This is a genomic window from Streptococcus sp. ZY171113 (assembly GCF_057748235.1).
In genome coordinates this window covers 1,485,714-1,498,660 of record NZ_CM173243.1, presented here as the reverse complement: position 1 = coordinate 1,498,660, position 12,947 = coordinate 1,485,714, and the positions used below count along the sequence as shown (strand labels likewise).

The 12,947-nt window shown below is 48.7% G+C and carries 15 protein-coding genes; 14 read left to right on the top strand and 1 reads right to left on the bottom strand.

The window, feature by feature from the left end; all coding sequences use genetic code 11:
• Positions 1-796 precede the first annotated feature (796 nt).
• The 13 genes from AC3ARB_RS07130 to yidD all read left to right on the top strand — a co-directional run bounded on the left by AC3ARB_RS07130 (position 797) and on the right by yidD (position 10,591).
• A complete protein-coding gene (locus AC3ARB_RS07130; RefSeq protein ID WP_488319888.1) occupies positions 797-1,528 on the top strand; it encodes an ABC transporter ATP-binding protein in 732 nt (243 codons plus the stop codon).
• 17 nt (positions 1,529-1,545) lie between these two features.
• Positions 1,546-2,862 (top strand): beta-carotene 15,15'-monooxygenase, encoded by a 1,317-nt coding sequence (locus tag AC3ARB_RS07125; RefSeq protein ID WP_488319887.1) that lies wholly within the window; start codon positions 1,546-1,548, stop codon positions 2,860-2,862.
• A gap of 167 nt (positions 2,863-3,029) precedes the next feature.
• A complete protein-coding gene (locus AC3ARB_RS07120) occupies positions 3,030-4,274 on the top strand; it encodes a diaminopimelate decarboxylase (protein WP_488319886.1) in 1,245 nt (414 codons plus the stop codon).
• 174 nt (positions 4,275-4,448) lie between these two features.
• Positions 4,449-4,694: a YneF family protein gene (locus AC3ARB_RS07115; RefSeq protein ID WP_488319885.1), complete on the top strand. Its 246-nt coding sequence runs from the start codon at positions 4,449-4,451 to the stop codon at positions 4,692-4,694.
• Positions 4,695-4,767: 73 nt separating this feature from the next.
• Positions 4,768-5,565, top strand: coding sequence for a glutamate racemase (racE, locus tag AC3ARB_RS07110; protein ID WP_488319884.1), 798 nt, complete (start codon positions 4,768-4,770; stop codon positions 5,563-5,565).
• A gap of 42 nt (positions 5,566-5,607) precedes the next feature.
• Complete coding sequence (locus AC3ARB_RS07105; protein WP_488319883.1) at positions 5,608-6,612, top strand: nucleoside-triphosphate diphosphatase; 1,005 nt, start codon at positions 5,608-5,610, stop codon at positions 6,610-6,612.
• Positions 6,588-7,109: a metallophosphoesterase gene (locus tag AC3ARB_RS07100; protein ID WP_488319882.1), complete on the top strand. Its 522-nt coding sequence runs from the start codon at positions 6,588-6,590 to the stop codon at positions 7,107-7,109. Before AC3ARB_RS07105 ends, AC3ARB_RS07100 begins: the two co-directional genes overlap by 25 nt.
• Positions 7,106-7,609, top strand: a complete 504-nt coding sequence (gene cbpB / locus AC3ARB_RS07095) for a cyclic-di-AMP-binding protein CbpB (protein WP_488319881.1) — start codon at positions 7,106-7,108, stop codon at positions 7,607-7,609. The genes AC3ARB_RS07100 and cbpB overlap by 4 nt, the downstream gene beginning before the upstream one ends.
• The gene (xerD, locus tag AC3ARB_RS07090; RefSeq protein ID WP_488319880.1) at positions 7,599-8,342 is read left to right on the top strand and encodes a site-specific tyrosine recombinase XerD; all 744 of its coding nucleotides are present in this window, start codon (positions 7,599-7,601) and stop codon (positions 8,340-8,342) included. The genes cbpB and xerD overlap by 11 nt, the downstream gene beginning before the upstream one ends.
• Positions 8,332-9,048 (top strand): segregation/condensation protein A, encoded by a 717-nt coding sequence (locus tag AC3ARB_RS07085; RefSeq protein WP_488319879.1) that lies wholly within the window; start codon positions 8,332-8,334, stop codon positions 9,046-9,048. The genes xerD and AC3ARB_RS07085 overlap by 11 nt, the downstream gene beginning before the upstream one ends.
• Position 9,049: 1 nt before the next feature.
• Entirely contained in the window at positions 9,050-9,643 is a 594-nt protein-coding gene (scpB, locus tag AC3ARB_RS07080; protein ID WP_488319878.1) for an SMC-Scp complex subunit ScpB, read from the top strand.
• Positions 9,633-10,358: a pseudouridine synthase gene (locus tag AC3ARB_RS07075; protein ID WP_488319877.1), complete on the top strand. Its 726-nt coding sequence runs from the start codon at positions 9,633-9,635 to the stop codon at positions 10,356-10,358. Before scpB ends, AC3ARB_RS07075 begins: the two co-directional genes overlap by 11 nt.
• The gene (yidD, locus tag AC3ARB_RS07070; protein WP_488319876.1) at positions 10,355-10,591 is read left to right on the top strand and encodes a membrane protein insertion efficiency factor YidD; all 237 of its coding nucleotides are present in this window, start codon (positions 10,355-10,357) and stop codon (positions 10,589-10,591) included. The genes AC3ARB_RS07075 and yidD overlap by 4 nt, the downstream gene beginning before the upstream one ends.
• A gap of 76 nt (positions 10,592-10,667) precedes the next feature.
• Here the strand turns inward: yidD and ald are convergent, their stop codons facing one another.
• Entirely contained in the window at positions 10,668-11,771 is a 1,104-nt protein-coding gene (gene ald / locus AC3ARB_RS07065) for an alanine dehydrogenase (RefSeq protein WP_488319875.1), read from the bottom strand.
• A gap of 177 nt (positions 11,772-11,948) precedes the next feature.
• Between ald and trhO the strand changes: the two genes are divergently transcribed.
• Complete coding sequence (gene trhO / locus AC3ARB_RS07060) at positions 11,949-12,935, top strand: oxygen-dependent tRNA uridine(34) hydroxylase TrhO (protein WP_488319874.1); 987 nt, start codon at positions 11,949-11,951, stop codon at positions 12,933-12,935.
• Positions 12,936-12,947 lie beyond the last annotated feature (12 nt).

Sequence of the window (12,947 nt, the reverse complement as noted above, 5' to 3'; positions counted from 1 at the left end):
AGACTATTTTTCACGCTTATAGTTCGTCCTCGCAGTTATCGAGACTATTTTTCACGCTTATCGTTCGCCCTCGCAGTTATCGAGACTTATTTTCATGATTATAGTTCGCCCTCGCAGATAGCGAGACTTATTTTCACGCTTATCGTTCGCCCTCGCAGTTATCGAGACTATTTTTCACGCTTATAGTTCGCCCTCGCAGTTTGTATGGCTTGTTTTAATGCTTATCACCTTTTTCGATGGTTTTTTGCTGGACCTGTTCTCTTGGGAGGCTGTAACTCATCCTTAGGACTGATTTTTCTTTGAAGCTAGGTTTTGGCTTTGTTTTTGCTAAGAAAAAGGTTATACTAATCTTGAAGAAAGGGGAAGACTATGCTTGAATTCTTTTTTGAACTCTTATTTGATGGTTTGTTGGTAGGGTCAGAGCATATTTTAACCACAGGGCCAAAAAAGAATCGGTCCAAGTGGCATTGGGTGCGATGGCTGATTGTTGGGCTTGCTTATACCATTTATTTAGCTTTTAGTGCCTTGTTTGTCTTTCTGACTGGGTTTATGGTCAGAGAGTTGCTTTTCCCAAAACCAGATTTGGCTCCCGTCCCACTTTGGATGCTGCTCCTTGTTGCCTTTGTGACCTGCTTGCTATGCTGGAGAACCCTGCGGTTGACCCTTTTACTTTATGGGGCTTGGCGACGGAAATCGTGAAAAGGAGTTACAGATACTGAGAATAAGAAAAATTTTCAATTTACATGTTCATGACCAATTGATGGTTTGATAATTCATAAAAAAAGGAGAAAGAATTATGGCTAGAGATGCAGCTGTTAAAGTCACAAATCTCTCAAAGGAATTTTTGCTAGGTAAAGATAAGACTGTTTCTATATTGAAAGATGTTTCTTTATCTGTAAACTATGGGGAGTTTGTCTCGATCCTTGGTGTCAGCGGTTCTGGTAAGTCAACCTTGTTAAACTGTTTATCAAGTTTATCTGAACCAACAAGTGGCGAGGTTGTTATCAATGGTGTGAATCCATATGCCTTGAAAGATGGCAAACTTGCTAAATTTAGACGTCAAGATGTTGCCATTATTTTTCAACAATACAATCTGGTGCCAGCTTTACCCGTGCTGGAAAATGTTACCCTACCTCTGAGACTTTCAGGAAAGACTGTTGATAGCCATCACGTCAAAGCCTTGTTGGATGGTCTAAATTTTAAAGCAGACCTCTCGTCATTAGTGTCTACCTTATCAGGTGGAGAACAGCAAAAAGTGGCTATTTCTCGTGCCATATTAGCAGATAGCAAGATTATTTTCGCTGATGAGCCAACAGGAGCCTTGGATAGTGTCTCAAGAAAACTGATTTTTGATTCTCTTCGTCAGTTAGCCAGTCAGGGGAAATGTGTGTTTATGGTTACTCACGATATTGAGTTGGCTTCAAAAACTGACAGAGCACTCATTTTAAAAGATGGAAAGATTTCTCAACAACTGATGAAACCATCCGCAGCTGAGCTCTACCAAGCACTTGAAACCAGTAAAGATTAATTTGAGGAGAACTGTTTATGCTAAAATTAATCATTTACCAATTTCAATACACCAAAAGGCAATGGTTAGGCACAATACCACTCTTATTTGTCTCTAGCCTGATTGTTGGGACCTCCTTATTTGGTATTGCTAGTGCCTTAAAAACCGCCAATATAAACGCTTCTCAACTATTTCAGATGCTCATTGTCTTTGGAGGGACGACTCTATTTTTCCTTATTTCAAATAATATAAGACTGCTAATAGATATCTTTAAAAAGGATTATCAATTATGGACAATTTTAGGAGCAAGTAAATCTCAATTATCTATACTTATCGCTGGTCAGTTTTATTTAATGGCCCTGATTGTTAGTATTATTGGAACAATACTTTCATTCGCTGCGACAGATAGCTACTACAAATTTTTACAACAGTTATTAGGAAGAGATGAGTTACCTGATTTGGTGATTACAGCCAATATTCCAACTGTTTTGTTGAGTATTTTTATAGTACCAACGATTGTTGGCTTAGGGGCTTATTTTTATTCTAGCCGACTACTAAAAAAAGAATCCAATTCAAAACAAAATCATAGAACAAGAAGAATTAAGGCGGCTAGGTTTGTTAGCTTCTCTATCCGTTTACTCCTATGGTTACTGTGTGTCGGCTCTGTTGTTTCAGCAGGTTTTACCCAAAATAGAGAAACAATTGTAACACAGTCTAGTCTCATTTTATTTTTATTAATTGTCCATCTCTTTATCATTCAGTCCATATCTCCGTCATTCCAGATTGGTTTAATGAAATTGTCAATGAAGCTATTCCCAACTAAAAATTATGTCATCAATACGGGGTTTTGGCATTTGTTATACAATCCGAGCTATTTAAAAAGTATACAGGCGTCAATGGCTATGGGGATAACGCTCATTTCAGGGTTTATACTTTATACCCAAAATATGTATACCTTCATGAATACAGCAAACAGTGTCCATGAAGCAAGAGCCTCCTTCATTGCTTATCTGTCTGCTCCTATAATTCTGATTATTACTAATTCGATTTCTCTTACCATTTTATCTTCCAACAAAGATAGTGAAGACATTAGACTGTTACAAACACTGGGCGTGTCAAGATTACAACTTTTTAAAATACGTGTTGCAGAAGCAATCATACATTCCGTGTTAATCTTATTAGTCTCTGTCGTTTTCAATGCCATTATTTTAATTTTAGTATACTTTATCGGTCAACTTTTTGGACAAAGTGCAGTAGATATAGTAGGTTTTTGGCAACCTAGCCTTATCGTTCTTTGTTTGTTGGTTATCTTTTATAGTGTTACAAAAGGATGTTATCTAGTTAAAGATAGATAGAGGGGAAAGGTATCATTGTTTTCAAGATTAGGATTAGAGTTTATTCCTCTTTTGATGTTACTTATGGCGGCGGAAACGGACTTGATTTTCCACAACCTGGTCTGAAAGGGCTGAGTTTCTAGTCCCAATATGGTATAATAGCAGGTAGCATATTCGAAGGAGTTTCTATGAAAAGACCATTTATTACATCAGAAAACTTGAAAATCATCACCGACCAGTTTCCGACCCCCTTTCATTTGTATGATGAAAAGGGTATTCGGGAAAAAGCTCGTGCAGTCAATGCGGCCTTTGCTTGGAACAAGGGCTTTAAGGAATACTTTGCTGTTAAGGCCACCCCAACCCCAGCCATCTTGAAAATCTTGCAAGAGGAGAACTGTGGGGTGGACTGTGCAACAGGTGTTGAGCTGCTCATGAGCCATAAGCTGGGCTTTACCGACATCATGTTCTCGTCCAACAACACGCCAATTAGTGACTACCAATATGCCGATCAGATTGGTGGGATTATCAACCTGGACGCCTACGAGGACATCGCCTTTGTCAGCAGCCAAATGACCCTGCCTGAGACCATGTCCCTGCGGTACAACCCAGGCGGTGTCTTTGCCTTGGGGACTGACATCATGGACAATCCAGAGGATTCCAAGTTTGGCATGACCAAGGACCAGCTCCTGCAAGGTTACCAAGACCTGCAAGCAGCTGGTGTCAAGACCTTCGGTCTCCATGCCTTTTTGGCTTCAAACACGGTGACTAACGACTACTACCCAGAATTGGCCAAACAGCTCTTTGAATTGGCCGTTGAGATTAAGGACAAGACAGGGATTAGTCTGGACTTTATCAACCTGTCTGGTGGTATCGGAGTGGACTACAAGCCTGAGCAAACTCCGAATGACATCGCCATCATCGGTGAGGGGGTCCGCAAGGTTTATGAAGAAGTCCTGACCCCAGCTGGTTTGGGTGAAGTTAAGATTTTCACCGAGCTGGGCCGCTTTATGCTGGCTCCACACGGTGGCCTGGTGACCACGGTTACCCACCGCAAGACCACCTACCGCAAGTATGTGGGCGTGGATGCCTCCAGCGTTAACCTGCTCCGCCCAGCCATGTATGGCTCCTACCACCATGTGACCAACATGACCCGTCCAGAAGGGACGCCGACGGAAACCGTTGATGTGGTCGGTGGCCTCTGCGAGAACAACGACAAGCTGGCGGTTCAACGGGACCTGCCTGTGGCGGAGATTGGCGACACCCTCTTTATCCACGACACCGGAGCCCACGGTTTCTCTATGGGCTACCAGTACAATGCCAAGCTCCGCTCAGCGGAAATCCTCTACCAGGAGGACGGCACCGCTCGCTTGATTCGTCGGGCGGAAACCCCAGAGGACTACCTGGCCACGGTTATGGGGTTGGATGATGAGTGAGTTGCGTTAGGGACATAGCAGAGCAGGACAAACTAGTTTTCCCAGAGCAAGAGCGGTCTAACCAGCTCTGCCATTGCCCCCAAGCCCTAGAGGCAGGAGACGGCTTTTCCCTTTGCCAGTGGGGGGATTTTCTGCTATAATAGTAACGATAAGAAAATAAAAGGAGTTCGTGACATGAATATTTGGGTAGCGATGCTATTGATTACCCTGGCAGGTCTTGGTGGCCTCTTTGGTGGTGCCCTGATTGCCCGCAAGCAAATGGAAAAATACTTGGAAGAAAACCCGCCCTTTAATGCGGACATTATCCGCACCATGATGAGCCAAATGGGTCAAAAACCAAGTGAAGCTAAGGTTCAAGCCGTGGTGCGTCAAATGCAGAAACAGCAAAAAGAAGCCCGTGCCAAGGCCAAGAAAAAATAGGAGTGGGCAGTGATTGCCAACTTGTCAACAATCACGCCGTTGGCGTGATTTTTTTGACGATTAGAAGGAAAACATGGATAATAGACCGATTGGATTTTTAGATTCAGGCGTGGGCGGCTTGACCGTGGTGCGTGAGCTCATGCGGCAGCTCCCCCACGAGGAAGTGGTTTACATCGGCGACTCGGCCAGGGCCCCTTATGGCCCTCGGCCTGCTGAGCAGATTGCGGCCTACACCTGGGACTTGGTCAATTTTCTCTTGACCAAAAACGTGAAAATGATAGTCCTAGCCTGCAACACGGCGACTGCCGTGGTCTGGGAGGACATCAAGAAGAAACTGGACATTCCCGTTATCGGGGTCATCATGCCAGGGGCCAGCGCGGCCATCAAGGCCTCAAAATCAGGCAAGATTGGCCTGATTGGGACCCCCATGACCGTCCAATCTGATATTTATAAGGAAAAAATCACCAGCCTCTCGCCGCAGACCCAGGTGGAGAGCCTGGCCTGCCCCCACTTTGTGCCTTTGGTGGAGTCCAACCAGATGACGACCAGCCTGGCCAAGAAGGTGGTTTATGAGAGCCTGGCGCCCCTGGTGGGCCAAGTGGACACCCTGATTCTGGGTTGTACCCATTACCCGCTCCTTAGGCCCATCATCCAGAACGTCATGGGGCCGTCGGTGGCTTTGGTGGATAGCGGAGCAGAGAGCGTGCGGGACATCTCCGTCTTGCTCAACTACTTTGGCATTAACCATGACCCAACGCAGCCGACAGGTCCCCACCGTTTCTATACGACGGGTGGTGCAAGTAGCTTTTCAGCTATCGCAGCTGATTGGCTACCAGGAATTGACATGACGGTGGAACAGGTAAGGCTTTAGGCCAGTAAGCAATGAGACGACAGCAGAAAGAAGGAATAAGGCATGACAAAAAAGATTTATGAGTATAAGGACGACCGCAACTGGTTTATCGGTGAGTGGGGGGGACATGGCTTTATCAGCGGTCTAGGTGATCGTAATGACGAGTTTACGCATAACCTGTCTCTCTTGCTCCGACAACTTCACAATCCCTATGTGCAGGTGGGGGAGGACAACTTTCATCCCAATAGTTACGCGATTACAATCGTCAAGCTGACGGACATTTTCCAGCTGATTCGCTTTGTCGCTGACATGATTGTGGCAGAGACGGGTCGTGAGCTGGTGGTCAAGCAGCATGCGGGTGCGGTCATGGTGACCGAAGGAGACCAGCTGATCTTTGTTCACCTGCCAGAGGGTGGGGTCAAGACAGCTGATTTCTTTGGTCAGGCTGGTGGTTTTGGAGATACCATTTTGATTGCAACCAAGAACGAGGGCAAGACCAAGGAATTCCGCAAGCTCTTTGCCAAGTTGGGCATAGCTGTTGAAAACCTCAACGACTACCCTGACCTGCCTGACGTTGAAGAAACTGGCACCACCTTTGAAGAAAATGCCCGCCTCAAGGCGGAAACCATTGCGGAGCTGACGGGCAAGATGGTCCTGTCAGATGATTCTGGCCTAAAAGTTGACATCCTTGGCGGTCTGCCAGGGGTCTGGTCAGCTCGTTTTTCTGGACCGGAGGCAACGGATGCCAGCAACCGGGCCAAGCTCCTCCATGAGCTGGCAACGGTTTTTGACAAGGAAAATCGCTCAGCCCAGTTCCACTGTACCCTGGTGGTGGCTGCCCCTGGTCGGGAGAGCCTGGTGGTTGAGGCAGACTGGCCTGGTTACATTGCTTTTGAAGAAAAGGGCGATAACGGGTTTGGCTATGACAAGCTCTTCTTAGTCGGAGAAGGGGACAAGACCTCTGCTCAGCTATTGCCCGAAGAAAAAAATGCCCAGTCCCACAGGGGCCTGGCGGTCAAAAAACTCATGGAGGTTTTCCCAGCATGGCAAGCAAACGGCTCCTTGTAATGAGTGATTCCCACGGCGACCGTGGGGTGGTTGAGGCGATTTTGGCCCACTATGCGGGTCAGGTGGATGCCATTTTCCACAATGGCGATTCGGAACTGCCGGCCAGCGACCCCATTTGGGTCGGGGTGCAGGCGGTTTTGGGCAACTGCGACTACGATGGTGGTTTTCCTGATCAGCTGGTGACCGATTTACCGGGCTTGCGGATTTTGCAGGTTCACGGCCATTTGCAGGGCATTAACTTTGGCTGGAATCGCTTGGTTTATTTGGCTGAGGAAGCAGAAGCCCATATCTGCCTCTACGGCCACCTCCATGCGGCGGCGGCCTGGCAGGAGGGCAAGACGGTCTTTGTCAACCCAGGTTCGGTTCTCCAGCCTCGTGGGCCTGTTCAGGAGAAACTTTATGCGGTGATTGAGGTGTCAGATACTACTATTGCGGTTCATTTTTATGACCTGACCCACCAGCTTTACCCAAGTTTATCGAAGGAATTTTCACGATGATTGCAAAAGAATTTGAGGTCTTTCTCAAAAAGCACTGGGCGACTTATTTGACCCCAGCCAGTGATGTGGCGATTTTTGTAGACACCCATAACACAGACCATGTCATGCTGCTCTTGGCCAACAATGGGTTTTCCAGGGTTCCTGTCATCACCAAGGACAGAAAATACGTTGGGACCATCAGCGTGTCGGACATTGTTCGCTATCAGGCTGAACAGGAATTGCCCCTGGAGTCCCTGGCTGATTTGGATATTGGTTACATGGTCAACAAGGACCTTGCCACGATTGGTCTGACGGCTGATTTGACTGAGATTATGCACAAACTCGTTGATGCCTCCTTTCTGCCTGTGGTGGCACCAAGTGGCGAGTTTACTGGCATTATTACCCGTAAGGCTATTCTAAAGGCCATCAATAGCCTGCTTCATGATTTTGCGGACGACTATGACTTGGTGCCCAAGTCTAAGGGGTTGACCCTGGGGGCGGAGGTCGCTGATGAGGGCTAGGGTTGGGGACTTTTTAGCCACCAAGCGCTTGTCGGCCAATAGCAGAGCGGCTTATGCTTATGACCTGGAGCAATTTATCAACCGAGTGGATAACCAGATCAACCAGACCAAACTCCAGGTTTACGAAACTTTTCTACTGGACTTGAAACCAACTGCCCGCAACCGCAAAGTGTCAGCAGTCAATCAATTCCTCTATTACCTTTATCAGCAGGGGGCGGTGGCTGATTTTTACCGTCTGCAAGCTGGTCAAACTCCAGCCAAGTCTCGAAATGAGGTTGCTTTGGGGGACTGGGACCTGCTTTGGCAGGAGACGGTCCACCATCAGGGCCAGCTGGCGGCGCTTCTGATTTGGAGCCTGGGTCTGACCCCTAGCGAGCTCTTGGCCATCAGGGTTGAGGACCTGCAGCTGGACTTTCAGGTCTTGACGGTAAGAAAAGGCGACTTGATGAGGGTCTTGAACTTGCCTGACCGCCTCTTGCCCTACCTGGCTAATCAGCTGGCTCAGGTCTATCTCTTTGATAAGAAAGGCCAGCCCTTTTCCCGCCAATGGTTGTTTCGGACCCTGTCGACCTACCTGACCAGCTTGAACTTGTCAGAGATGACGGCTCAAAAGTTACGAGAGCAACACATCCTGGCCCAGCTGGCTGCTGGTGTCAGCGTCAGCACCTTGGCCAAAAATCTGGGACTCAAGAGCCCGACAAGTTTGGAGAAGTACAGGACACATGGACATTAAGTTAAAAGATTTTGAGGGGCCGCTGGACTTGCTGCTCCACTTGGTGTCCAAGTACCAGATGGACATCTACGAGGTGCCGTTGGTCGAGGTTATCGAGCAATACCTGGCCTATGTGGCCACCCTGACGGCTTTGCGGTTAGAGTTGGCGGGAGACTACATGGTCATGGCCAGCCAGCTCATGCTGATTAAGAGCCGAAGGCTGCTGCCCAAGCTGGTCGAGGACACGCCTGTTGAGGAGGACCCTGAGCTCCACCTGCTGCAACAGTTGGAGGAGTACAAGCTCTACAAGCAGGCCAGTCAGGAATTGGCCCAGCAACACGAGGAGCGGGCCCTCTATTTCTCCAAGGCCAAGGAAGAATTGGTAGCGGAGGACATGACCCTCAATCATGACAAGACCACCATCGACCTCTATCTGGCCTTCTCTAAGGTCATGGCAGCCAAGCAGGCCCAGGTTCGCAATAGCCATACTACCATAGCCAAGGAGAATTTCAAGATTGAGGACATGATGGCTCGGATTTCCCAGCAGTTGGAAGGCCAGCCCCGCCTGACCCTAACTCAGGTCTTCGAGGGCAGCCAGTCCCTGTCTGAACTGATTACCCTCTTTCTGGCGGTTTTGGAATTGATTAAAATCAAGGCCGTTTGGGTGGAGCAGAAAGAGGTTTTTGGGGAGGTCTGGTTGACCGCCAGTGGAGTAGAAAGGAACTAAGATGAGCTACCTTGCAAAACTAGAAGCCCTGCTCTTTGTAGCGGGGGAAGAGGGGTTGACCCTGCGGCAGTTGGCTGAGGTTTTGGATTTGTCAGCGTCAGCCATTTCCCAACAGCTGGAAAAGCTAAAGGGCAAGTACGAGGCTGACAGGGAGTGTGCCTTCTGTCTCTTGGAGACGGGTAAGGCCTACCGTCTGGTGACCAAGGCTGAGCATGCGGACCTGCTCAAGGCCTACGCTAAGACCCCGACCAACCAGAGCCTGTCTCGAGCCAGTCTGGAAACTTTGGCCATCATCGCCTACAAGCAGCCCATCACTCGGATTGAGGTGGACGACATCCGTGGTGTTAACTCCAGCGGAGCCATCGCCAAACTCCTGGCCTTTGGCTTGATTGCGGAGGCGGGCAAAAAGGAGGTTATTGGCCGGCCTAACCTCTATGCGACCACGGCCTATTTTTTGGATTTTATGGGTATCAATGATTTGGCTGAGCTGCCAGACGTGTCCAGTTTGGTCATCGCAGACGAGGAGGTTGCCTTGTTTGGTTCAGGTGACCTCTTAGAAGAAGAAAGTGCAGAAAGAAACGACAATGAGAATTAACAAATACATCGCCCATGCTGGGCTGGCCAGCCGCCGCAAGGCTGAGGAGCTGATTAAACAGGGTCTAGTGACTGTCAACGGCCAAGTGGTGACGGAGCTGGCCACCACCATCAAAAACGGTGACAAGGTGGAAGTGGAAGGCACACCGATTTACAACGAAGAGAAGGTTTACTACCTGCTCAACAAGCCGCGTGGGGTCATTTCCAGCGTGTCAGACGACAAGGGCAGAAAGACGGTCGTTGACCTTTTGCCCATGGTCAAGGAACGGATTTACCCTGTTGGCCGTCTGGACTGGGACACGTCAGGTCTTTTGATTTTGACCAACGATGGGGATTTCACCGATAAGATGATTCACCCTCGGAACGAGATTGACAAGGTCTATCTGGCACGGGTCAAGGGCATTGCAACCAAGGAAAACCTGCGGCCGCTGACCAAGGGAGTGGTTATCGACGGCAAGAAAACCAAGCCTGCCCGCTACACCATCATCAAGGTGGACAAGGAAAAAGACCGTTCGGTGGTCGAATTGATTATTCATGAAGGCCGTAACCACCAGGTTAAGAAGATGTTTGAAAGCGTCGGTCTCTTGGTGGACAAACTGTCACGCACCCGCTTTGGTACTCTGGATTTGACAGGGCTCAAGCCGGGTGAAGCCCGTCGCCTCAACAAGAAAGAAATCAGCCAGCTCCACAATGCAGCTGTCAATAAAATCAAATGAGACAGGTCTTAATTGCCCCCATACGGTTTTACCAACGCTTTATCTCGTCCCTTTTTCCGCCCTCTTGTCGTTTCCGGCCGACCTGTTCGACTTACATGATTGAGGCCATTGAAAAACATGGCCTCAAGGGGCTTTGGCTGGGAACGACACGGATTTGCCGTTGCCACCCCTTTAACGAGGGAGGCGAGGACCCAGTTCCTGATCAAGTGACTTGGTTGGGTCGAAAAGACTAATCAAGTTCGAGACCAAAAAACAGAGATTCACCTTGTGAGCCTCTGTTTTAGTTTTGAGCCATTTTGCTTCGTTTTTTTATGGTTGGAAGGGGGTATAAGGCAGGTTAAGGGATTGGGCCACGGCCTGGTTGGTGACTTGACCTTGATAGGTGTTGAGGCCAGTCAGGAGGCCAGAGTTGTCTCGAATGGCTTCTTCAGCTCCCTTGTTAGCCAATTCCAAGGCGTAAGGAAGGGTCACGTTAGTCAGGGCGATGGTTGAAGTGCGGGGAACAGCACCAGGCATGTTGGCCACGGCGTAGTGGAGGACACCGTCAACGGCGTAGGTTGGCTGCTCGTGGGTGGTGATGGTATCAGCTGTCTCGATGATACCGCCCTGGTCAACAGCAACGTCAATAACCACAGAGCCTTTTTTCATGCTGGCAATCATGGCCTTGGTCACTAGTTTAGGAGCTCTGGCACCTGGAATTAGGACTGCACCGATCAAGAGGTCGGCGTCCTTGACGCTATCTGCAATGTTGAGGGGGTTGGACATGAGGGTCTGAATCCGTTTGTCAAAGAGGACGTCTAGTTCAGCCAAACGCTTGGCGGAAACGTCTAGGATGGTCACATCAGCTCCCAGGCCTAGGGCCATTTGGGCTGCGTTGGTTCCAACCACCCCGCCACCGATGATGACCACCTTGCCTTTTTTAACCCCAGGAACCCCGCCCAGAAGGATGCCTGAGCCACCCTGAAGTTTGGTCTGGAAATAGGCACCCATCTGAACCGCCATGCGACCAGCCACTTCACTCATGGGATTGAGCAGGGGCAGTTGGCCGTCCTTAACCACGGTCTCATAGGCGATGGCGGTCACGCCACCGTCCAGGAGAGCCTGGGTCAGTTCAGGTGCAGGGGCCAGGTGGAGGTAGGTGAAGAGAAGGAGACCTGGACGGAAGTAGGTGTACTCACTTTCCAAGGGTTCCTTGACCTTGAGGACCATGTCGGCTGCCCAGACTTCAGCAGCAGAGGTTTTGATAACTGCTCCTTGGTCGGCGTATTCCTGGTCGCTGAAGCCTGAGCCCAATCCAGCACCACTTTCGACCAGAACTGTATGGCCAGCCTGGGTTAGGGCCAAAATACCAGCAGGGGTAGCCCCGACCCGGTTTTCGTTGGTTTTGATTTCTTTTGGAACACCAATAATCATGTGAAAGCCTCATTTCTTTTATCTTTTTCTAGTTTTATTTTGTCATAAAAGCCCTTACAAGTCAAGGGGTTGTGTGGAAAATCACACTTGATTTTTTGTGAAGTTTATGCTAGACTGTAACTAATTGCCTCAAGGCGATTACCCTAAATTATCTCATGCAAAGATAAGGAGACAGCTATGTCAAAGGACATCAGAGTTTTACTCTACTATAAGTATGTTCCAATTGAAAATGCCAAAGAATACACGCAGGTTCACTTGGATTTCTGTAAATCAATCGGGCTCAAGGGTCGGATTTTGATTTCTGAAGAGGGCATCAACGGTACCGTTTCAGGTGACTTTGAGACCACTCAGAAGTACATGGACTGGGTTCACAGCGATGAGCGTTTTGCTGACCTCTGGTTCAAGATTGACCTGGAAGAAGAACAGGCCTTCAAGAAAATGTTTGTGCGTTACAAGAAGGAAATTGTTCACCTGGGTCTGGAAGACAACGATTTTGATAATGACATCAACCCATTGGAGACAACGGGTGCTTACTTGACACCGAAGGAGTTCAAAGAAGCTCTGCTGGATGAGGACACCGTTGTTTTGGATACCCGTAATGACTACGAATACGACCTCGGTCATTTCCGCGGAGCCATTCGCCCGGACATCCGTAACTTCCGTGAGTTGCCGCAATGGGTGCGGGACAACAAAGAGAAGTTCATGGACAAGCGTGTGGTGGTTTACTGTACCGGCGGCGTGCGTTGCGAGAAGTTCTCAGGTTGGATGGTGCGTGAGGGCTACAAGGATGTTGGCCAGCTTCATGGTGGTATCGCCACTTACGGTAAGGACCCAGAGGTGCGTGGCGAGCTTTGGGACGGCAAGATGTACGTTTTTGACGAGCGGATTGCTGTTGACGTCAACCATGTGAACCCAACTGTTGTTGGTAAGGACTGGTTCGATGGCACGCCATGTGAACGTTATGTTAATTGTGCTAACCCATTCTGTAACCGTCACTTGTTGACGTCTGAAGAGAACGAACATAAGTATGTTCGTGGCTGTTCAGCAGAATGCCGTGCTCATGCCCGCAACCGCTATGTGGAGCAGCATGGATTGACCCATGAAGAATGGGCAGCTCGTTTAGCGGAACTTGGTGAGACCCTCAACGTGGTATCACCAGCTTAAGTTGTAACAAGG